This is a genomic window from Streptomyces sp. SP17BM10 (assembly GCF_036322405.1).
GTDB lineage: Bacteria > Actinomycetota > Actinomycetes > Streptomycetales > Streptomycetaceae > Kitasatospora.
Genome location: NZ_JAQYXB010000544.1, coordinates 131,898 through 152,922, shown reverse-complemented (window position 1 = coordinate 152,922; position 21,025 = coordinate 131,898). Strand labels below are relative to the sequence as shown.

Genomic DNA, 21,025 nt, shown 5'->3' with positions numbered 1-21,025 from the left:
CGAGCCGGCCCGGCGTCAGAGCGCGCAGCCCTGGGTGTCCACCCGCGCCGAGGCGGAGCCGCCCTTCTCGGCGTCGTCCTTCACCTCGGCCGCCGTGAGCACGTACCCGGTGTCCGCGCTGTCCAACGACTTGGCGAACACCACGCCGTACACCTGCCCGTCCGGCGTGAGCAGCGGTCCGCCGCTGTTGCCCTGGCGGACCAGCGAACGGACGGAGTAGACGTCGCGCACGACCTGGCCGCGGTGGTAGATGTCCGGGCCGTTGGCCTGGATGCGGCCGCGGATGCGGGCGGGCTGGACGTTGAAGGCGCCGTTCTCCGGGAAGCCGGCGACGATCGCGCTGTCGTTGGTCTTCGCCTCCCCGGCGAAGGTCAACGGGGGCGCGTTGAGCTTGGGCACGTCGAGGACCGCGATGTCGCGCTGCCAGTCGTAGCGGACCACCGTCGCGTCGTAGAGCTGGCCGGTGCCGCCGATCTGCACGGTCGGCTCGTCGACGCCGCCGACCACGTGGGCGTTGGTCATCACCCGGTGCGGCGCGAAGACGAAGCCGCTGCCCTCCAGGGTCTTGCCGCAGGAGGTGGCGGTGCCGACCACCTTGACCAGGCTCTGCCGGGCCTTCGCGACCGCCGGGCTGGCGGCCAGCGCGGGGTCGGGCGTGTCGACCTGGGTGATCGGCTCGTGCTCGAAGGGGTTGAAGACCTGCGGGAAGCCGTTGCGGGCGAGCACCTTGGAGAAGTCCGAGAACCAGTTCGGAGCGTCGCCGGGCAGCGCGTCCTGGACGCCGCCGAGGATCGCCGAGGAACGGACCTGCTTGGAGACCGTCGGCAGGGACGTTCCGGCGAGCGCGGAGCCGATCAGCCACGCCACCAGCAGCATCGAGATCACGTTGACGACGGCCCCGCCGGCCGCGTCCAGCACCCGCGCCGGACGCCGGTCGATGTGGCCGCGCAGCTTCCAGCCGAAGTGCGTGGTGACCGCCTGGCCGATCGCGGCGAACACGATCACGACGATGACGGCCACCACCGAGGCCGTCGTGCCGGGGCTCAGGTGGTCGAGCAGCAGCGGCAGCAACTGCACCGCGAGCAGGCCGCCGCCGAGGAAGCCGACGACGGACAGCACGCCCACCACGAAGCCCTGCCGGTAGCCCGACACGGCGAAACCGACGGCGGCGAGGATCAGCAGCACATCCAGGACGTTCACCCGGACACCCTCCCACGACCGGCGGCGCGGCCGTGTGGACGGCCCCTCACGAGGTCCCGGCCTCGCCGCCCAGCAGCGCGCGCGAGCGTTCGGTGTCGCCCTGGACCAGGGCCAGCGCGTCGTCCGAGAGGTCGACGATCCGGGACGGGTCCCACGGACGCTCCAGGCCACTGTGGTGCAGGACCCGGTCGATCACCCCGGCCGTGAAGCCCCAGACCAGCCGGCCGGCCACCGCGAACGCCGGGCCGAGGTGCCCGGACGGGTGCCGCAGCCGGACCCGGTTCGCCGGGTCCGCGAGCTCGGCGATCGTCACCCGGAACACCGCGCCGGTCTCCCCCGCGTCCACCGGGCGCACCGGCGACTCCTCGCGCCACCAGCCGAGCACCGGGGTCACCACGAAGCGGCTCACCGGGATGAAGAGGGCGGGCAGCGCGGCGAAGACCTGCACACCGGCCGGGTCCAGGCCGGTCTCCTCCCAGGCCTCCCGCAGCGCCGCCGCGATCGGCCCGGGGCCGTCCGGGTCGCCGTCCTCCGGGTCGAGCGCGCCGCCCGGGAAGGAAGGCTGGCCGGCGTGCGAGCGCAGCGAGCGGGCCCGCTCGATCAGCAGCAGGTCGGGGCCCTGCTCGCCCTCGCCGAAGAGCATCAGCACCGCGGCCGTGCGGGCGTCCTCCACGGGTGGCAGGAACCGGCTCAGCTGCTCGGGCAACACGCGCTCGGCCGCGTCGCGGACGGGCTCCAGCCACTGCGGCAGGCCGTCCCGCTCGATCTCCCGCACCGCGGGCCCGGGCGCGCTCACTCGCCCACCGCCAGGTCCGCGACGCGCCCCTGGTGGGAGGCGGCGTCGGCGCGCGCGGCGGCCTCGCCGGGGAAGTCCCCCGGGGGCTTCAGCCGCTGGCCGGGCTGGCCGCCCATCTCGTACTTGAGGAGCTTCGCCGCCTTCTCCGGGTCCGTCTCGCCCTCGCCGTACGACGGGCAGAGCGGCGCGATCGGGCAGGCTCCGCAGGCGGGCTTCTGGGAGTGGCAGATCCGGCGGCCGTGGAAGACCACGCGGTGCGAGAGCATCGTCCACTCGGACTTGGGGAAGATCTCGGCGACCGCGAGCTCGACCTTCACCGGGTCGTCCTCGGTGGTCCAGCCGAACCGCCGCGCCAGACGGCCGAAGTGGGTGTCGACGGTGATCCCCGGGACGCCGAAGGCGTTGCCGAGGACGACGTTGGCGGTCTTGCGGCCGACGCCGGGCAGGGTCACCAGGTCCTCCAGGCGCCCCGGGACCTCGCCGCCGAAGTCGTCGCGCAGCGCGACCGACAGGCCGATCAGCGACTTCGCCTTGTTCCGGAAGAACCCGGTCGGGCGGATGATCTCCTCCAACTCCTCCGGGTTCGCCGCCGCCATGTCCTCCGGGCCCGGGTAGCGGGCGAACAGCGCGGGCGTCGTCTGGTTCACCCTCAGGTCCGTCGTCTGCGCCGACAGCACGGTGGCCACCAGCAACTGGAACGGGTTCTCGAAGTCCAGCTCCGGGTGCGCGTACGGATACAGCTCCGCGAGCTCCCGGTTGATCCTGCGCGCCCGCCGCACCATCGCCAGGCGGGACTCGGGCTTCCTCGGCCTCGCCGCGGGTTTCGCGCTCGGCGCCGCCACCTTCCGGACCTTGCTCTCTGCCATGCACGAAGGCTACGCCGGACAGCCGAACCCGTGCGCCGCATTGGGCGTCACCGTCCCCACCGGCCCGGGTTCGGGCGCGGCTGAGGGCCTCTGACGGAGCTTGACGCCGCCGATCAGGGAGCAGGCGCGCACCTTGACGACCGCGCAGCCGGGCTGCACGGCGAGCTCCGTCCACAGGCTGTGGACGGAGCTCGCCTCCCAGTCCCCACGAGGCTGCCCGATAATGCGCCGAGAAGACCGATCGGCAAACGAACGACGGGGGCTACAGATGGATCACGACTTCGCGGACATTCCCACCACCACGCTGGCCGACCTGCTCGGCCGCGCCCAGGTCATGGACATCGGGGTCCGCCCGCTGTGGGCCGGCATGCCGCGGGTGGCCGGCCCCGCGTTCACCGTGCGGTGCCCGCCCGGCGACAACCTCATGCTGCACGCCGCGATCTACCGGGCCGCGCCCGGCGACGTCGTCGTCGTCGAATCGGGCGACCTCGACCACGCCCTCGCCGGCGGCAACGTCTGCGCGGTCGCGCAGCGCCGGGGCGTCGCCGCGTTCGTGGCCGACGGCCTGATCCGCGACCTCGGCGAGGTGCGGGAGGCGGGCTTCCCGGTGTTCGCCCGCGGGGTGATCCCCATCCCGGGCGCGAAGCGGGCGCTCGGCTCGCACGGCGGCGAGGTCCGGTGCGGCGGCGTGCTGGTGGCGGCCGGCGACGTCGTCGTGGCGGACGAGGAGGGCGTCGTGGCGGTGCCCGCCGCCCGGCGCGAAGAGACGCTGGCGGCGGCCCGGGCGAAGCTGGCCAAGGAGGCCGCCGAGACGCTGGACGAGTGGGAGGCGGCCCACCGGGCCAAGATCGAGAAGGCCCTGAGCGAGGTGGGTTTCACCGCCTGACCTCACCGACGCCGTGCGCCCCGAAGGGAATCCCCCTCCGGGGCGCACTGCTTTTCCCGGGTACTCCCGGACGTCAGACCGACTGCTCGCGCTGCCGGTGGTAGTGGCGGGCGGCGCGGGCCCGGTTGCCGCAGCCGGGGCCGCACCACTCGCGGCGCGGGTGGTCCTTGACGAAGAACTGGACGCAGCCCGGCCCGTGACAGGCCCGCAGGTCGGCCGCGAGCGGACCGCCCAGCAGGTCGGCGGTGCCGTGGGCGAGCGCCGCGAGCGCGGCCGGGAACCCTTCGCGGCCGGTCCGCTGGACGACGGCGATCCCGGTGCCGACGGCCGTCAGAACCGGCCAGCGCGGGGCGGCGGCGGACGCCTCGTTGATCCGGCCGACCTCGGCGGCGGGCGCCGCCTCCCCCTCGGCGTGCGCGCGCAGGACGGCGCGGACCGCGTCGCGCAGCGCCCGGAACGCGGCCAGGTCCGCCTCGCCGACGGACAGTCCGGGGGCGCCGGCCTCGGCCGCGAGCCAGCCGGCGAGGTCCTCCGGCGTCCCGACGGTGTCCCGGACCTTGCCCCGGGCGGCGACCAGCGTGTTCGCGAGCGCGACGGCGAGCGGCAGGCCCGGGGAGGGCGGTGCCGAGTGTTCCTGAGCGGTGACGGAAGCCATGAATCTAATGGTAACCCCACTTGCAACCATCAGATCCAGCTGTCATGATTCTCACGGTTGATCAGCCATCAACCGTGAGAATCGACTCGGGGGGAACACCACCGGATGACCGCCACCGCGATCGGGCCCGGCCCGCAGACCCGTCCGGCCGAACGGCCGCCGACCGCACGGCTGCGGCACAACCGGGACTTCCTCAAGTTCTGGTCCGGCGAGACCCTCTCGCTCCTCGGCAGCCAGGTCACCACGCTGGCCCTGCCGCTCACCGCCGTCATCGCCTTCGACGCCACGCCCGAGCAGGTCGGCCTGCTGCGCTTCCTGCAGCTGGTCCCCTACCTCGGCCTCGCGCTGGTCTTCGGCGTCCTGGTCGACCGGATGCGGCGCCGACGCGCCATGCTGCTGGCCAACGGCGCCCGGATGGTGCTCGTCGGACTGGTCCCGCTGCTGGCCGTGACCCACCACCTGACGCTGCCGGTGCTGCTCGCGCTGGCCTGCGCGATCGGCGTCTTCTCCGTCCTGTTCGACGTCAGCTGGATGTCCTTCGTCCCGACCCTGGTGAAGGACCCGGAGCACTACGTCGAGGCCAACCAGAAGCTCGGCGTCACCTCCTCAACCGCGGACGTCGCCGGCCCCGGCCTGGCCGGCCTGGTGATCGGCGCCCTGACCGCGCCGGTCGCCCTGGTCGCGGACGCCTTGTCCTACCTGGTCTCGCTGCTCACGCTGCTGTGGATCCGCACGCCCGAGCCGCGCCCCGAGCCGCCCGCGGCGGGCCGGCACCTCGGGCGGGAACTGGCCGAGGGCCTGCGCTGGGTCTTCGGCGACCGCGTCCTGCGGCCGCTGGCGCTGGTGGGGCCGTTCTGCAACTTCTCGATGGTCTCGGTGTGGACGGTGTTCGTCCTGTACGCGGTGCGCGACCAGGGGCTGACGCCCACCTGGATCGGCGTCGTCTTCTCCGCCTCCTCGGTCGGCGGCCTGATCGGCGCGGCCGTCTCCGGGCGGGTCATCAAGCGGTTCCGGCTCGGCTCCGTCTACGCGCTGTCGATGGCGGCGGTCTTCGCGAGCCCGCTGCTGGTCGCGTTCGCGGACGGCCCCAAGCCGGTGCGCACGGCCCTGTTCGTCGGCTCGTTCTTCGTCGGCTACCTCGGCCTCGGCGTGGCCGGCGTGGTGATGGTCAGCCTGCGCCAGACCCTGACCCCGCAGCCGCTGATGGGCCGGATGAACGCGGCGTTCCGCACCCTGCTGTTCGGCGGCGGCTCACTGGGCGGCCTGCTCGGCGGCGTCATCGGCGGGGCCCTCGGGCTGCGCCAGGGCCTCGTCGCGATCGCCGTCGGCTCGGCGCTGATGCTCGTCCCGCTGGCCCTGTCGCCGGTCAGCCGGCTGCGCGAGCTGCCGCCCCCGGCCGCCTGACCCGCACCTCCCCCGGACCACCGGGGTCGTCCGGCCCGCTCGGGGGAGGGGCCGGGCGGCCCCGGTTCGGCGCGACGGCGCACCGGCCGGCGCGCACGCACCGCGTGGGGTCCGAACCGTACGAATGGCCCCGCGAAGCACACCTCGGTACACCCCCTCCTCATATGATCGGAGCGACATGCGCCATGCTTGGTGATGCAGAACACTGAACGGAACTTGCGCCGGACGGCCCACCCGCCGACCGGCCGAGAAGGAGGAAGCACGTGGACGACGTTCTGCGGCGCGCCGCACTCTTCGCGGCACTCGACGACGAACAGGCCGGCGAGCTGCGCGCTTCCATGACCGAGGTCACCCTCGCCCGTGGTGAGTCGCTGTTCCACGAGGGCGACCCGGGCGACCGGCTGTACGTCGTCGCCGAGGGCAAGGTCAAGCTCCACCGCGCCTCGCCGGACGGACGCGAGAACATGCTCGCCGTCCTCGGCCCCAGCGAGATGATCGGCGAGCTGTCGCTGTTCGACCCGGGCCCGCGCACCGCCACCGCCAGCGCGCTGACCGAGGTCAAGCTGCTCGGCCTCGGCCACGGCGACCTCCAGCCCTGGCTGCACGCCCGCCCCGAGGTGTCCATCGCGCTGCTGCGGGCCATCGCCCGCCGCCTGCGCCGGACCAACGACGTGATGTCCGACCTGGTCTTCTCCGACGTGCCCGGCCGCGTCGCCAAGGCCCTGCTCGACCTCTCCCGCCGCTTCGGCGTGCAGTCCGAGGAGGGCATCCACGTCGCCCACGACCTCACGCAGGAGGAGCTCGCGCAGCTGGTCGGCGCCTCCCGCGAGACGGTCAACAAGGCGCTCGCCGACTTCGCCGGCCGCGGCTGGCTGAAGCTGGAGGCCCGTGCCGTCGTCCTGATGGACGTCGAGCGGCTGTCGCGCCGCTCGCGCTGACCTGCGGGAACGAACGAAGGGCCCGTCCTCCGTGGAGGAGAACGGGCCCTTCGGCGTTCCCGCAGGTCAGTCGAGGTACGGGATCAGCCCGTGCTCCTCCAGGTAGTCCAGCTGCGCCCGCACCGACAGCTCGGCGGCCGGCCACAGCGCGCGGTCCACGTCCGCGTACACCCGGGCCACCACCTCGGCCGCGGTCCGACAGCCCGCCTCGACGGCCGTCTCCACCTGGGCGAGCCGGGTGGCCCGGTGGGCGAGGTAGTAGTCGACGGCGCCCAGGGCGTCCGCGAGCACCGGCCCGTGACCGGGCAGGACGGTCCGCACCCCGTGCTCGGAGGCCATCGTGTGCAGCCGGCGCAGCGAGTCCAGGTAGTCGCCCAGGCGGCCGTCCGGGTGGGCGACCATCGTGGTGCCGCGGCCGAGGACGGTGTCGCCGGTGAGGATCGCGCCGTCGGCGGGCAGGTGGAAGGTCAGCGAGTCCGAGGTGTGCCCCGGGGTGCCGACCACTCTCAGGTCCAGGCCGCCCACGTCCAGCCGCTGCCCGCCGACCAGGCCCTCGGAGCCGAGCCGGTGGGCCGGGTCCAGCGCCAGGACCTCGCTGCCGGTGAGCTCGGCGAAGCGGGCCGCGCCCTCGGAGTGGTCGGCGTGGCCGTGGGTGAGCAGGGTGAGCGCCACGCGCTTGCCCTGCTGTTCCGCGAGGTCGATCACCCGGCGCAGGTGGCCTTCGTGCAGCGGGCCCGGGTCGATCACCGCGGCGAGGTCCGAGCCGGGCTCGGAGAGCAGCCAGGTGTTGGTGCCGTCCAGCGTCATCGGCGACGGGTTCGGCGCCAGCACGCAGAGCGCCCGCGGGGTGGCCTCGCCGTCGACCTCGGCGGCGGGGTCACCCGGGAGGAGTCCGCTCACCGGCCGCGCTCGCCGTCGCGGTGCAGGGCGCGCAGCGGCAGCGCCCGGACGAGGGCCCGCTGGGCCACCTCGACGAACGGGACGGGCTGGTCGCAGGCAGGGGTGCGCGGGATCAGGCGGCGGGCGGGCATCTCGGGTGCCGTCCGGCGAGCCACGTCGTTGTGGGTCATCGGGCGTCGGTCCTCTCTCTGCGGTGGTGCCGGGTGTCTACGAACGGTGTGCGAAGGGTCGACGAAGGGCTGAGGGGTCCGCGAAGGGGCTCGCGGTCCGGGCTCGACCTTCGGGCTTCGGGCTTCGGATCTCGGGCTTCGGATCTCGGGCTTCGGGTTCGGGCTTCAGGCTTCGGGGAAGTCCCCGTCGATGGTCAGCTCGTCATACCCCGGCCATCGAACGGTCATGCGGTCGCCGCGGACTTCGGCCCGGCCCAGCACCGGGTCCAGCGCGCGCCGCCCGGCCGCGGTCAGCGCCTCGGCGGCGCTCGGCACCGCCGACAGCTCGCGCAGCACCGTGACGGTCGGCGGCAGCATGCCGAACCGGCCCTCGTCGTAGCCGCGGACGGCCTCGGCGGGCGTCATCCAGGCCACCCGGTCCGCCTCGCCGACCTCCAGCGCGGCCCGCTGGCCGGACGGCAGGGCGGCGACGAAGAACCAGGTGTCGTACCGGCGCTCCTCGAACTCCGGGGTGATCCAGCGGGCCCAGCCGCCCAGCAGGTCACTGCGCAGCACCAGGCCGTGCGCGCGGAGGAAGTCGGCGAAGGACAGCTCGTGGGCCTCCAGCGCGGCCCGTTCGGCGCTCCAGTCGCGCGGTTCGGCGATGCTCCGGGCGTCCGGGCCGGCCAGCAGCACGCCGGCCTCCTCGAAGGTCTCGCGGACGGCCGCGCAGACCACCGCCTGCGCCGTCCGGGCGTCCACGCCGAGGCGCCGCGCCCACTCCTCGGGGCCGGGCCCGGCCCAGGCGAGCTCGGCCTCCCCGTCCCGCGGGTCCACCCCGCCGCCCGGGTAGGCGTACATGCCGGCGGCGAAGGCCATCGAGGTGCGCCGGCGCAGCAGGTAGGCCTCGGGCCCGGTGGCGGCGTCGCGCAGCAGCACCACCGTCGCGGCGGGCTTCGCCGCCGGCGGGGTCGCCGCACCGGAGTCGACCGCCCGGATCCGGGCGGGCCAGCCGGGCGGCATCGGGAGCGTCGTGGCTCGATGGTCCATGCCCGGATGCTAAGCGCACGGAGGCGGGGTTGGACAGGCCCGTCCCCGCCTCCGTGATCACGACCGGATCGGTCAGGCGGCCTTGACCCGCACCTGGAGCTCGACCTCGACCGGGGCGTCCAGCGGCAGCACCGCGACGCCGACGGCGCTGCGGGCGTGCACGCCGGCCTCGCCGAGCACCTTGCCGAGCAGCTCGCTGGCGCCGTTGATCACGGCCGGCTGGCCGGTGAAGTCGGGGGCGGAGGCGACGAAGCCGACGACCTTGACGACGCGCTCGATCAGGTCGAGGTCGCCGATCACCGACTTGATGGCGGCCAGGGCGTTCAGCGCGCAGGTCTGCGCGAGCTCCTTGGCCTCCTCCGGGGAGACCTCGGCGCCGACCTTGCCGGTGCTCGGCAGCTTGCCCTCGACGACCGGCAGCTGGCCGGAGGTGAACACGAACTCGCCCGCGCGCAGGGCCGGGACGTAGGCGGCGACCGGGGCGGCCACCGGCGGCAGGCTCAGACCCAGCTCGGCGAGCTTCGACTCGACCTTGCTCATGCGTTCTTCTCCCGCTTGAAGTAGGCCACCAGGGTCTCCGGGTTGGGACCCTGCACGACCTGGACCAGCTCCCAGCCGTCCTCGCCGAAGTTGTCCAGGATCTGCTTGGTGGCGTGCACCAGCAGCGGCGCCGTCATGTATTCCCACTTGGTCATGGCCAGACTCTAGACGAGCGGCCGCGGCGATCGGCCCCGCCGGCGGACCGGCGTGTGAGGTGGCCCACAAAGGGGGCATGATTCAGGCCCGGTCCCCCCGGTGCTCCGGGCATCCGACGCGCTCCCTGGTTACTCTCGCGAGAGGGCAACCAGGGAGCGGGCCGACCGACGGAGCGGCCCCGGGCCCTCGGAGACGGACGGAGACGGAGCGTGGCACGCACCCCCGGCCAGGCGGCCCGGCGCGATCCCGACTGGGAGGGCGTCCGGCTGCACGTGGTCAGCGGCAAGGGCGGCACCGGGAAGACCACCCTGGCCGCCGCGCTGGCACTGGCCCTGGCCGCCGAGGGCGGCCGGGTGCTGCTGATCGAGGTGGAGGGCCGGCAGGGCATCGCCGAGCTGTTCGGGATCGCCGCCCTGCCGTACGAGGAGCGCCGGATCGCCTCGGTCTCCCGGCGGCAGCTCGGCCTTCCGGCCGTCGCGGACGACGCGCACGACGCGGAGGCGTCGGGCGGGTCCGCTGCTCCGGGCTCGTCCGCTGCTCCGGGCGGCAGCGGCGAGGTCTTCGCGCTGGCCATCGACACCGAGCAGGCCCTGCTCGAGTACCTGGAGATGTTCTACAAGCTCGGCCGGGCCGGCAAGGCCCTGCAGAAGGTCGGCTTCGTCGACTTCGCGACCACCATCGCCCCCGGTGTCCGGGACGTCCTGCTCACCGGCAAGGCCTGCGAGGCCTCCCGCCGCAAGGGCCCGGACGGCCGCCGCAGCTACGACGCGATCGTGATGGACGCCCCGCCGACCGGCCGCATCACCCGCTTCCTGAACGTCAACTCCGAGGTGGCCGGCCTGGCCAGGATCGGGCCGATACACACCCAGGCGCAGGCCGTGATGCGGGTGCTGAAGTCACCGGAGACCGCGGTGCACCTGGTCACCCTGCTGGAGGAGATGCCGGTGCAGGAGACGGTCGACGGCTTCGCCGAGTTGCGCGAGTCGGGTCTCCCGATCGGCGGTGTGATGATCAACATGGTCCGGCCGCCCCTGCTGGACGCGGCCGCCGTCGCCGCGGTGGACGGGGACCACCGCGAGGAGGTCGCCCTGGCCCTCGGCGAGGCCGGGCTCGGCGGGCGCTCGCGCAAACCGGAGACCGTCCGGGCCGCGGTCGACCCGCTGCTCGACCCGCTCCTGGAACAGGCCCGCGAGCACTCCGAGCGGGTCGAGCTGGAACGCGCGCAGCGCGCCGACCTCCAGCACCTGAAGCTCCCGACCTACGAACTCCCGTTGCTCGGCGAGGGCGTGGACCTCGGCGGGCTGTACCGGCTGGCGGGCGAACTCAAGCGGCAGGGGGCGGCGTGAGCACGACGACGAACGGTGTGCGCGGCACGGGCAGCCGGCTCGCGGTGGACGCACTGATCGACGACCCGAAGACTAGGATCATCGTCTGCTGCGGCTCCGGCGGGGTCGGCAAGACCACCACCGCCGCGGCGATCGGGCTCCGCGCCGCCGAGCGCGGGCGCAAGGTCGTCGTCCTGACCATCGACCCGGCCCGCCGCCTCGCCCAGTCCATGGGCCTGACCGAGCTCGACAACACCCCGCGCGTGGTCAAGGGGGTGGGTGGCGAGGGCGAACTGCAGGCCATGATGCTCGACATGAAGCGGACCTTCGACGAGGTCGTGCTCGCCCACGCCGAGCCCGAGCGGGCCAGGGCGATCATGGAGAACCCCTTCTACCAGTCCCTGTCGGCCGGATTCGCGGGCACGCAGGAGTACATGGCCATGGAGAAGCTCGGTCAGCTGCGCGCGGCCGAGGAGTGGGACCTGATCGTCGTCGACACCCCGCCCTCCCGCTCGGCGCTGGACTTCCTGGACGCGCCCAACCGGCTCGGGTCCTTCCTCGACGGCCGGGTGATCCGGATCCTGACCGCCCCGGCCAAGGTCGGCGGCCGCAGCGCGATGAAGTTCCTCAACGTCGGCGTGGGCCTGCTCACCGGCACCCTGGGCAAGATCTTCGGCGCACAGCTGCTGACCGACGTGCAGACCTTCGTCAGCGCGATGGACTCGATGTTCGGCGGCTTCCGCGAGCGGGCCGACCGCACGTACCAGCTGCTCAAGGCGCCGGGCACGGCGTTCCTGGTGGTCGCCGCGCCGGAGCGGGACGCGCTGCGCGAGGCCGCCTACTTCGTCGACCGGCTGGCCGCGGACCGGATGCCGCTGGCCGGCCTGGTGCTCAACCGGGTGCACGGCTCCGGGGCCCCGCAGCTCACCGCGGAACGGGCGCTCGCGGCGGCCGAGGCGCTGGAGGAGAACGGGTCGGAGCACGCGTCGCCCGAGGCGGAGCTGCTCGCGGCCGGACTGCTGCGGCTACACGCCGAGCGGATGCAGATCATGGCGAGGGAGCGCCGGACCAGGGACCGCTTCGTGTCGGTCTACCCGGACGTGCCGATCGTGGAGGTCCCGGCGCTGCCGGGCGACGTGCACGACCTGGACGGGCTGCGGGCCATCGGGGACAGGCTGAGCGACGGGGCGTAGGGGGCCGCGGCGGGGCCTGCGGTCCTGAACGGCGCGGCATCGAGCGGCTGCGTCAGCGTCGAGCGGGCGCGTGTTGTTTCGCTTCGCTTGGTCCGGCGTGGTGGTGACGATCTCCCGGCGCGGCTGGTCGCTCCCGGTGCGGGCCCGGGCCGGTGGGGCGGCCGGGCGCGAGTGACCGCGTGCCGGGTCAGCCGGCCTGGGCGTAGTCCGTCAGTATCACCCCGGTGGCTAGGGACTCCTCGTACTCCGTCCGGGCCGTCTCCAGCAGCTTGCGCCAGGAGATCACCGTCGGACGGCGGCGCAGCAGCGCCCGGCGCTCGCGCTCCGTCATCCCGCCCCAGACCCCGAACTCCACGCGGTTGTCCAGCGCGTCCGCGAGGCACTCCGTACGGACGGGGCACCCGCTGCACACCGCCTTCGCGCGGTTCTGCGCCGCCCCCTGGACGAACAGTTCGTCCGGATCACTCGTGCGGCAGGCGGCCTGCGCACTCCAGTCGTCAACCCAGCCCATGCCGGCGCCGTCCTCTCCCGATGTTTCGAGGCTCCCCCACGGCGGCAACGGCATATTCACCGTTGCCAGTTGAGGACGTTACGGAAGAACGACAGCTTGCAACAGCCCCTTCGGGCTCAATCTCGAATGACCCGATTGGACTATGGGTATCGGTCAGCTCACTCGTTGGAGTGATCGCAGGTCGCAAGCCTTGCCAGGCGCGACCCGGCCACTCTGGCCACGTACGTCGTCACGGAGAGCTACCGTCCAGCGGGGCGCAGCAGGCTCCAGCGGCCTCGAAATCCGCCAGAAAAGCGGCAATTCGGGCAAGTCTTCCCACGCGCACGAGTGCGTCATGCTGACGCACCGAAGCTGTCGCAAGCTTGTGACAAGCCTAGGCGAACACCTGCCCCTATGGAGGGGATTCGGCGACGTAGGGTTCTCCCCATGGCACCGAAGCGCCCCCAGGCACCCCAGCCCCCAGGCAACACCGGAGCTCCGCGCGGCGAGCGCCGCGGGTCACCGCTGGACTTCGCGGGACACGGAGTGAAGTTCCTGGGCGTCAGCGTGCTCTCCGGAGTCCTGCTGGCAGGCCTCGCGCTGCCCGCCGTCGGCGCGCTCGGCCTCACCGCCAAGGACACGGCGGAGAGCTTCGAGAACATCCCGGACGATTTCAAGACGCCGGCACTCACCCAGGCGACGCAGATCTTCGACGCCAAGGGGGGCCTGATCGCCAAGGTCTACGAGCGCGACCGCACCGTCCTCACCGCCGACCAGATGTCGCCCTTCATGCGGCACGCGCAGGTCGACATCGAGGACGCCCGCTTCTACGAGCACGGCGCCGTCGACCTCAAGGGCATCCTCCGGGCCATCAGCAAGAACGCCGAGAGCGGCACCACCTCGCAGGGTGCCTCGACGCTGACCCAGCAGTACGTGAAGAACGTCAACGTCGAGAAGGCCGGCGACGACCAGGCCGCCGTCCTGGAGGCGCAGCGCAAGACCCTGGGTCGCAAGATCCAGGAGCTCAAGTACGCGATCAAGCTGGAAGAGGACCTGACGAAGGACCAGATCCTCACCAACTACCTCAACATCACCTTCTACGGCCACCAGGCCTACGGGGTCGAGGCCGCGTCGCAGCGCTACTTCAGCAAGAGCAACAAGGACCTCACCATCGCCGAGGCCGCCACCCTCGCCGGCATGGTGCAGAACCCGTCGTCGTACGACCCCGTCCGCTACCCGGACAACACGGTCAAGCGCCGCAACGTCGTCATCGACAAGATGCTCGAGAACAAGCACATCACCGCGGACCAGGCCAAGGAGGCGAAGGCCGCCCCGCTGGGCCTGAAGTACAAGGACCCGCAGAACGGCTGCATCACCGCCCAGGCCGGCATGGGCTTCTTCTGCGACTACGTGCGCCACGTGATCAAGCAGGACCCGACCTTCGGCAAGTCCGTGGCCGACCGCAAGAAGCTGTGGGACACCGGCGGCCTGAACATCTACACGACGCTCGACCCGGACAAGCAGGCCGCCGCGCAGAACGCCGTCACCAAGAAGGTCAACGTGACCGACCCGGTGTCGGCCGCCGCGACCATGATGGAGCCGGGCAGCGGCAAGATCCTGGCCATGGCCCAGACCCGCCCGTACGGCCTGGACCCGAACAAGAACCAGACCGTGGTGAACCTGAACGTCGACGCCGCGATGGGCGGCGGCAACGGGTTCCAGACCGGTTCGACGTTCAAGCCGATCCTCGCCGCGGCGGCCCTGGAGTCGGGCATGTCGCCCACCCAGGCGTTCCCGTCCGAGAACAAGATCGAGTACCCGAACATGTCGACCTGCTCGGGCACCTGGAAGAACGTCCCCCAGCCCGGCCAGGGCAAGGCCACGGTGAAGAACGAGTCGACGAGCGAGGTCGGCCCGTACGAGCTCAAGCAGGCCATGGCCCTCTCGGTGAACACCTACTTCGTCGAGATGGAGCAGCAGACCGGCCTCTGCGCGATCAAGCAGATGGCCAACAAGCTGGGCATCTCCCAGTCCGCCAAGGGCGACGAGTTCAAGGAGGTCCCGTCGATGGTCCTGGGCTCGCTCGAACTGAGCCCGCTGACCATGGCGAACGTGTACGCCACCTTCGCCGCCCGCGGCAAGTACTGCACCCCGATCGCGATCAACAAGATCACCACGGTCGACAACAAGGACATCAAGGTCCCGCAGTCCCAGTGCAGCCAGGCCTTCTCCGAGAACACCGCGGACGCGCTCAACACCGTCCTGCTCAACGTGACCGAGAAGGGCACGGCCGCCGCCCTCGGCCTGGACGACGGCCGCAAGATCGCCGGCAAGACCGGTACCACCGACGAGAAGAAGGCCGCCTGGTTCAGCGGCTACACCCCGTCGCTCGCCACCTCGGTCTGGCTCGGCGGCCCGGCCGGCGGCGTGAAGATGAAGGACATCACCATCGGCGGCAAGCACTTCACCGAGGTGTTCGGCGCCGACGGCCCCGGCCCGATCTGGCAGATGGCGATGAACCAGGCGCTCAAGGGCACGCCCCTGGAGCCCATCCAGACGATCAACATCCCGGACCCGCAGCCCAAGCCGGACCCGAACGCGACCCCGCCGGCCAGCCCGCCGGCCGGCGACCCGAACGCCCAGCCCGGCGCCAACCCGCCGCCCCCGGCCAACCCCGGTGGCAACCCCGGCGGCGGCACCAACGCCGGCGGGATGATCGGCGGCGGCTTCACCTTCCCGCCCGGCTTCATCGGCGGGAACGGCAACGGCGGCAAGCACGGCGGCGGCGGTAACGGCGGCGGCTGAGCCGGCCGCTCGGCTGCACAACGAGGAGGGCGCCTTCCGAGTGATCTCGGGAGGCGCCCTCCTCGTTGTGCAGCCTTACTGCGGTGGCACCTTACTGCGGTGGTGCCTTCCTGCTCTGGCGCCTTGCTGCTCGGGTGCCGTGGCGAGCGCGGCTCAGCCGGCCAGCGCGGCCTTCACCGCGGCGGCGACGCGGCCGCCCTCGGCCAGACCGTCCACCTTCGGCCGCACCAGCTTCATCACGGCGCCCATGCCCTGCGGACCGGTGGCCCCGCTCTCCGCGACCGCGGCGGCCACGATGGCGGTCAGCTCGTCGTCCGAGAGCTGCTTGGGCAGGTAGGCGGCGAGCAGCTCGCCCTCCTGGCGCTCCCGGGCGGCCTGGTCCGTCCGGCCCGCGGCCTCGAACGCCTCGGCGGCCTCGCGGCGCTTCTTCGCCTCGCGGGTGACCACCTTGATCACCTCGGCGTCGGAGAGCTCGCGCTTCGTCTTGCCCGCCACCTCCTCCGCCGTCACGGCGGAGAGCGTGAGTCGGATGGTGGACGAGCGCAGCTCGTCCCGGTCCTTGATGGCAGCCGTGAGGTCCTCCTGCAGCTGCGCCTTGAGCGTCGTCATGGCTCCGAGTCTCCCACCTGCGGCGTTCGGGTGCCCTGCATTAACGGGCACGGGCCTCCGGCGGGCCCTGCGCTCCGCTTCAGTAACCCATGAGTGTGGTTACACGACCGAAGGTGTCGAGGCCGAGCCGACCGCCCTCCCCGGGCCGCTGCCGACCGCCCCCGGCGGCGCCGCAACGCCCCCCTGCCCGCCGACGGCGACCAGCTGGCCTCCACCGTCGCCCGGGACGCGATGGCCCTGTTCACGGGCCCGCATGCGGACCGCGTCCGCGAGTGCGGCACGCACGACTGCTACCTGATCTTCGTCGACACCTCCCGGCCGGGGCGGCGGCGCTGGTGCTCCATGGAGCGCTGCGGCAACCGCGCCAAGGTCCGGGCGCTGCGGGGCAGGCGGGGACCGGGGCGGCCGGGGTAGCCGGGGTAGCCGGGGTAGCCGGGGTAGCCGGGGTGCGCGTTCCCCCGGTCGCCTCCTCGGCCGCATCCCTTCCGGGCGGACGGACGTTCACCAGCTGATCCGCCGTCTGAGAGCATGGAACGATGCGACCGCTGTACTCCGTCCCCCTCGGAATCGCCGCCACCGGCGCCGCCTGCCTCGCCTACTCCGCCGGGTACGAGGTCCGTTCCTTCCGGCTGCGCCGGGTCGAGGTCCCCGTCCTGCCCCGGGGCGCCCGCCCCCTCCGGGTACTGCAGGTCTCCGACATCCACATGGTGAGCGGCCAGGGCAAGAAGCAGCGCTGGCTGAAGAGCCTCGCGGGCCTGCGCCCCGACCTCGTCGTGAACACCGGCGACAACCTCTCCGACCCGCTCGGGGTCCCCGCCACCCTCGACGCGCTCGGGCCGCTGATGGAGTTCCCCGGCGTGTACGTCTTCGGCTCCAACGACTACTACGGCCCGGCCCGCAAGAACCCGGCCCGCTACCTCCAGGCGATGCGCAGTGGCATCCACGGCATGAACAACCCCGACGGCACCGGCCGCCGCGGCATCGTCGGCGCCGTCCACAACCCCTGGGAGAAGCTCCGCGACGGCTTCGACGCGGCCGGCTGGCTCGACCTGACCAACACCCGCGGCCGCCTCACCCTCGGCGGCCTCGACCTGGAGTTCACCGGCCTCGACGACCCGCACATCCGCCGCGACCGCTACAGCGAGGTCACGGGCGGCCCGTCCGCCGACGCCGACCTCTCCCTCGCCGTCGTCCACGCGCCCTACCTGCGCGTCCTCGACGCCTTCACGGCCGACCGCTACCCGCTGATCCTCGCCGGACACACCCACGGCGGCCAGCTCTGCATCCCCTTCTACGGCGCCCTGGTCACCAACTGCGACCTCGACGCCAAGCGGGTCAAGGGCCTCTCCACCCACACCGCCGGCGGCCGCCGCTCCTACCTCCACGTCTCGGCCGGCTGCGGCACCAACCGCTACACCCCCGTCCGCTTCGCCTGCCCCCCCGAGGCGACCCTCCTCACCCTCACCCCGGCCCCCCGCTGACCCGCCCCGGACGCCCGCCGGGAATCGGATTTCGTGTCTCGGCGAGCGTCCGGTAGAGTTCTACTCGTCGCGAAGGAGACGGAGCGACAAACAGAAAGACCGGGGTGTGGCGCAGCTTGGTAGCGCGCTTCGTTCGGGACGAAGAGGCCGTGGGTTCAAATCCCGCCACCCCGACCCAGTAAGACCAGCTCAGGGCCGGTCTCCCGCAAGGGAGACCGGCCCTGACCGGTTTTCAGGCCCCGCGGGGAGTGAGCTGGGAGTGGATCAAGGAATTCCCACGTCCGGTCTTCACTACCTGCCGTCCCTCAGCGGCTCGTCACGGGGCAAGCCCGCCGCCCGCCAAGGCCCCGGCCGTGCGGCTGGCGCCGGACCGAGCAGCACGGTGGTTGCGCGAGCGGCTCAGCGGTACCGTGCCTGCCATGTCGACGACAGGCGAAGCGCCCGCCTGCCCAGACTGCGGCCAAGCGATGAAGTGCACGGCGATGGTCCTGGCCCGCCGAGAGGACGACGGAGCGCGCGTCTGCCGCGGCGTCTGGAAGTGCAGCGAGGATCACCTGTGGTGGCGCTGGAGCGATCGCCCTGGTGCCCCCTGGGATGTCTGCCCCTATCCCCACCTCGGGTGATGATCAATGCCGACCTGATGGAGCCCTCCTGGCCCCCCTCGTCGTGGAGAGCACTTCGCACGCCGGCAGCAGGACGGATCTGTACTTCTGGACGGCGGCCGGAGCGATCCCGATACTGGGCGGCCCTGGCTGCGTCATCGCTCAGCGACCCCGGAGCCACTGAGACAAAGCAGGGCCGGCGGCTCGGAGATCCAGCCACCCCGGCCCAGTGCAGAGGCCCTGCCGGAGAGATCCGGCAGGGCCTCTGTCGTTTTCGTCCGATGGGGGCTCAGGTGCGCCCGGGGGGGAACGGGACAGGCCCGGTGTCCCTGGGAGGGGGCACCGGGCCTGTGCATGTTGCTCGGGGGATGACGCGGGTCAGGCCGTGACGATGGCGAACACCGAGTCGGGGGCGCCCGCGTAGGCGTTGGAGAGGGCGAAGGTCGCCGTCTGCGGACGGTAGATGCCGAAGGTGGTGCGCCCGCGGCCCAGCCAGTCGCCGGTGACCGGGAAGTCACCGTCGGCGCCGTACGCGGCGGTGGAGATGCTGCCGTCGTCGTGGCGCAGGGCGAAGGTGCTGGCGCCGCCCGGCTGGTGGGACCAGCGGAAGATGCCGAGCTGGATGTGGCCGACGCCGTCCCAGTCGCCGACGATCGGCATGTCGCCCGGGTCCCCGAGGGTCGCCGTGGTGACGCTGCCGTCGTCGTGGCGGACCGCGAACGTGTTGGTGCTGGGCCGGTAGACGGCCAGTTGGGCGTGGCCGTTGCCGTCCCAGCGCGCGGGCACCGGGATGTCCCCCGGCGCGCCGAAGGAGACCGCGGTCACGCTGGCGTCGTCGTGGCGCAGCGCGAAGACACCGTCGCGGTAGATGCCGAGCTGGTCGTGACCGCCGTCCCAGGCGCCGGCGACCGGGACGTCACCGGCCTGGCCGAAGGTGGTCTGGGTGACCATGCTGTTGTTGTCGTTGGTGGGGTCCAGCCACCAGACGCCGTTGGAGAACACGCCGGTGTGGGTGGCGCCGCCGTCCCAACGGCCCGTCACCGGGGTGCCCGAGCGGGTCCAGCCGTCGATCCGGGCCTGGTAGGTGTTGGTCGCGGTGCGCCCGTGGTCGTCGGTCTCGGTGGCGGTCACCGTGTAGGTCCCGAGGCGCGGGTAGTCGTGCGGGAGGTTCCAGGCCCCGCCCTTCACGACCGTGCTGGTGCCGTCGCCGAAGTCGATCGCGGTGCTGGCCAGCGGCCAGGGGCTGTCGCCGGTGACGTAGAACTGGGCGTGCGTCGGACCGTAGCCGCCGCCGCGCACCATCGAGACCGTCGGCGTGGCGAGCGGGCCGATCGGGTTGACGGTGATGGTGGTCGAGGAGGCCTTGGTGTTGCCGAGGCCGTCGGTCGCGGTGAGCACGGCGCGGTAGGTGCCGGGGCCCGGGTAGGTATGGACCACCTGCGAGGGGGTGAAGGGCTGGGGGCCGGTCCCGTCACCGAAGTCGATCGTCGCGGTGGCCTTGGACCACGGCGAGTAGACGGTGCCGCGGAACGCCTTGTCCAGCGGGTGTCCGGCCGGGATCTGGTTGTTGTAGTCCCAGCTGAGGCCCACCGCGAACGGGTTCTGGCGCTCGACCGCGCCGCGGTCGTAGTGCGCCGCGGGGCCGGTGCCGGTGTTGTCGACCAGCGGATCGTCGACGCGCTGGTTGCCCGTCAGGTCGGTGGTCAGCTCACCGGGTGCGCCCGCGTCGGCGGAGTCCAGGGCGTTGGTGTCGCGCTGCGGGGTGACGTCGTCGTTGGAGGAGCCGGTCAGGTTGAAGCCCGCGTCGGTGTCGACGTCGTGCGTGCCCTGGCCGGTGGCCGTGGTGAAGGCGGTGGGCGAGGTGTAGACGGTGCCGGCCCAGGAGTAGGCCTGGCTGCCCGCGTTGACGCCGGTGCCGGGGTGGACGACGTTGTAGTCGGCCTTGGTCCCGGTGACCGAGCCGGCCGAGACGACGAGTTCGAACGGGCCGCTCTGGGGGCACCGAAGGGTCGTCGGGCCGGTGGCGGTGATGATGTTGTTCTCGACCACTGCGCCGCTGGACGCCCCGGCCAGCGAGACCCCGGCGCCGCAGTTCTCCGCGACGGTGTTGCTCGTCACGACGGTGCCGGGGGCGTCGGTGGCGACGATGCCGCCGCCGATGTTGCCGGTCAGGGCGTTGGTGGTGACGACCGTGCCGGTGACGCCCGGGTCGAGAGCGATGCCCGCGCCGCCGCTGCCGCCGATGCGGTTGCGGCTGACGGTGCTCGCCGTGGTGGCGCCGGTGAGGCGGATGCCCGCCACCTTGGCCGAGCCGGCTCCGAGCAGCGTGTTCCCGTCGACGACGATCCGGTCCGAGTCGGCGACGAGCACGGCCTCCTGGGCGGTGTTGAACGCCAGGCCCTGGATGGTCACGTCGTGGACCTTGGTGAGCGAGAAGCCGTGCCCCCCGTTGACGCCGACCTGGGCAGTGGGGAGCTTGTCGGTGTCCGGCAGGCCCTGGAAGGTGATCGGGTGGCCGGGGGTGCCCGAGTGGGTGACGGTGACCTGCTCGGCGTAGTTGCCGGTGCCTTCGGCGATCTGGACGGTCTGGCCGGGCTGGGCGGCGTCGGCGGCGACCTGCACGGTGCAGTACGGCTGGGCCTGCGTGCCCGTCCCGGCGTCCGAGCAGTGCGCGGACGGGCTGTTGTTCACGTACAGCGTGGTCGCGTCCGCGTGCGCGGCGCCCACCGACAGCGTGGTTCCGGCGATCGCGGAGCTCACCAGAGCCGCTGCGATGCCGATGTGACGTCTTATGGACATGTCCGTCCCCCCAGGGCGTTCCAGGAATTTCGGGTAACGCGAAACAGCGCCGGCGGGGTCCCGGTCGGGGACCGCGAGGAAGTGATCACAGACCGGCGCGCAGAGCAGTATCCACCCTGCGTGTCCGCGTGTTCCATCGGGATGCCCCGCTGAGCGCGGCGGCGTGGTCCGCCGGGCTTCC

At 72.6% G+C, this 21,025-nt stretch carries 19 protein-coding genes, 1 tRNA gene and 1 pseudogene; 9 read left to right on the top strand and 12 right to left on the bottom strand.

The features are described 5' to 3' along the window. Positions 1-15: 15 nt before the first annotated feature. The 3 genes from PUR71_RS14100 to nth are packed head-to-tail and all read right to left on the bottom strand — an operon-like array spanning position 16 to position 2,862. The gene (locus PUR71_RS14100; RefSeq protein ID WP_329927310.1) at positions 16-1,200 is read right to left on the bottom strand and encodes a MarP family serine protease; all 1,185 of its coding nucleotides are present in this window, start codon (positions 1,198-1,200) and stop codon (positions 16-18) included. Positions 1,201-1,246: 46 nt separating this feature from the next. Then, complete coding sequence (locus PUR71_RS14095; RefSeq protein ID WP_329927309.1) at positions 1,247-1,996, bottom strand: NUDIX hydrolase; 750 nt, start codon at positions 1,994-1,996, stop codon at positions 1,247-1,249. Beyond that, positions 1,993-2,862 carry an endonuclease III gene (gene nth / locus PUR71_RS14090; protein WP_329927308.1) on the bottom strand — a complete coding sequence of 290 codons (870 nt, stop codon included), beginning with the start codon at positions 2,860-2,862 and terminating at the stop codon, positions 1,993-1,995. The genes PUR71_RS14095 and nth overlap by 4 nt, the downstream gene beginning before the upstream one ends. Positions 2,863-3,130: 268 nt before the next feature. On the opposite strand from nth, the gene PUR71_RS14085 reads away from it, so the two are divergent. Next, positions 3,131-3,748 carry an RraA family protein gene (locus PUR71_RS14085; RefSeq protein ID WP_329927307.1) on the top strand — a complete coding sequence of 206 codons (618 nt, stop codon included), beginning with the start codon at positions 3,131-3,133 and terminating at the stop codon, positions 3,746-3,748. Between the two features lie 73 nt (positions 3,749-3,821). Here the strand turns inward: PUR71_RS14085 and PUR71_RS14080 are convergent, their stop codons facing one another. Continuing rightward, the gene (locus tag PUR71_RS14080; protein WP_329927306.1) at positions 3,822-4,403 is read right to left on the bottom strand and encodes a CGNR zinc finger domain-containing protein; all 582 of its coding nucleotides are present in this window, start codon (positions 4,401-4,403) and stop codon (positions 3,822-3,824) included. A gap of 105 nt (positions 4,404-4,508) precedes the next feature. Between PUR71_RS14080 and PUR71_RS14075 the strand changes: the two genes are divergently transcribed. Then, the gene (locus PUR71_RS14075) at positions 4,509-5,807 is read left to right on the top strand and encodes an MFS transporter (RefSeq protein WP_329927305.1); all 1,299 of its coding nucleotides are present in this window, start codon (positions 4,509-4,511) and stop codon (positions 5,805-5,807) included. A gap of 263 nt (positions 5,808-6,070) precedes the next feature. Further along, positions 6,071-6,745, top strand: a complete 675-nt coding sequence (locus tag PUR71_RS14070; RefSeq protein WP_030240972.1) for a Crp/Fnr family transcriptional regulator — start codon at positions 6,071-6,073, stop codon at positions 6,743-6,745. Between the two features lie 66 nt (positions 6,746-6,811). Here the strand turns inward: PUR71_RS14070 and PUR71_RS14065 are convergent, their stop codons facing one another. The 5 genes from PUR71_RS14065 to PUR71_RS14045 all read right to left on the bottom strand — a co-directional run bounded on the left by PUR71_RS14065 (position 6,812) and on the right by PUR71_RS14045 (position 9,539). Next, positions 6,812-7,645 carry an MBL fold metallo-hydrolase gene (locus PUR71_RS14065; RefSeq protein ID WP_329927304.1) on the bottom strand — a complete coding sequence of 278 codons (834 nt, stop codon included), beginning with the start codon at positions 7,643-7,645 and terminating at the stop codon, positions 6,812-6,814. Further along, the gene (locus PUR71_RS14060) at positions 7,642-7,815 is read right to left on the bottom strand and encodes a hypothetical protein (protein WP_329927303.1); all 174 of its coding nucleotides are present in this window, start codon (positions 7,813-7,815) and stop codon (positions 7,642-7,644) included. The genes PUR71_RS14065 and PUR71_RS14060 overlap by 4 nt, the downstream gene beginning before the upstream one ends. A gap of 165 nt (positions 7,816-7,980) precedes the next feature. Beyond that, a complete protein-coding gene (locus tag PUR71_RS14055) occupies positions 7,981-8,844 on the bottom strand; it encodes an NUDIX hydrolase (protein WP_329927302.1) in 864 nt (287 codons plus the stop codon). A 72-nt stretch (positions 8,845-8,916) separates the two neighbouring features. Continuing rightward, complete coding sequence (locus tag PUR71_RS14050; RefSeq protein WP_329927301.1) at positions 8,917-9,384, bottom strand: RidA family protein; 468 nt, start codon at positions 9,382-9,384, stop codon at positions 8,917-8,919. Next, on the bottom strand, positions 9,381-9,539 hold the full coding sequence (locus PUR71_RS14045) for a DUF4177 domain-containing protein (protein WP_195911064.1): 159 nt from the start codon (positions 9,537-9,539) through the stop codon (positions 9,381-9,383). Before PUR71_RS14045 ends, PUR71_RS14050 begins: the two co-directional genes overlap by 4 nt. Before the next feature lie 210 nt (positions 9,540-9,749). On the opposite strand from PUR71_RS14045, the gene PUR71_RS14040 reads away from it, so the two are divergent. Both PUR71_RS14040 and PUR71_RS14035 read left to right on the top strand, forming a co-directional pair. Beyond that, positions 9,750-10,886, top strand: coding sequence for an ArsA-related P-loop ATPase (locus tag PUR71_RS14040; RefSeq protein ID WP_329927300.1), 1,137 nt, complete (start codon positions 9,750-9,752; stop codon positions 10,884-10,886). Then, complete coding sequence (locus PUR71_RS14035; RefSeq protein WP_329927299.1) at positions 10,883-12,058, top strand: ArsA family ATPase; 1,176 nt, start codon at positions 10,883-10,885, stop codon at positions 12,056-12,058. Before PUR71_RS14040 ends, PUR71_RS14035 begins: the two co-directional genes overlap by 4 nt. Positions 12,059-12,245: 187 nt before the next feature. Here PUR71_RS14035 and PUR71_RS14030 read toward each other — a convergent pair whose 3' ends face one another. Then, the gene (locus PUR71_RS14030) at positions 12,246-12,569 is read right to left on the bottom strand and encodes a WhiB family transcriptional regulator (protein WP_195911063.1); all 324 of its coding nucleotides are present in this window, start codon (positions 12,567-12,569) and stop codon (positions 12,246-12,248) included. Positions 12,570-12,995: 426 nt separating this feature from the next. On the opposite strand from PUR71_RS14030, the gene PUR71_RS14025 reads away from it, so the two are divergent. Then, a complete protein-coding gene (locus PUR71_RS14025; RefSeq protein ID WP_329927298.1) occupies positions 12,996-15,353 on the top strand; it encodes a transglycosylase domain-containing protein in 2,358 nt (785 codons plus the stop codon). A 153-nt stretch (positions 15,354-15,506) separates the two neighbouring features. Here the strand turns inward: PUR71_RS14025 and PUR71_RS14020 are convergent, their stop codons facing one another. Then, entirely contained in the window at positions 15,507-15,962 is a 456-nt protein-coding gene (locus tag PUR71_RS14020) for a GatB/YqeY domain-containing protein (RefSeq protein WP_329927297.1), read from the bottom strand. Between the two features lie 195 nt (positions 15,963-16,157). On the opposite strand from PUR71_RS14020, the pseudogene PUR71_RS14015 reads away from it, so the two are divergent. From PUR71_RS14015 to PUR71_RS14005, 3 genes and pseudogenes are all read left to right on the top strand, one after another. Further along, positions 16,158-16,376, top strand: a pseudogene (locus PUR71_RS14015) (CGNR zinc finger domain-containing protein); the annotation flags it as partial. A gap of 122 nt (positions 16,377-16,498) precedes the next feature. Next, positions 16,499-17,443, top strand: a complete 945-nt coding sequence (locus PUR71_RS14010; protein WP_329927296.1) for a metallophosphoesterase — start codon at positions 16,499-16,501, stop codon at positions 17,441-17,443. Between the two features lie 100 nt (positions 17,444-17,543). Beyond that, a tRNA-Pro gene (locus tag PUR71_RS14005) sits at positions 17,544-17,617 on the top strand. An 806-nt stretch (positions 17,618-18,423) separates the two neighbouring features. Here PUR71_RS14005 and PUR71_RS14000 read toward each other — a convergent pair. Then, a complete protein-coding gene (locus PUR71_RS14000; protein ID WP_329927295.1) occupies positions 18,424-20,844 on the bottom strand; it encodes a PKD domain-containing protein in 2,421 nt (806 codons plus the stop codon). Positions 20,845-21,025: the final 181 nt, after the last annotated feature.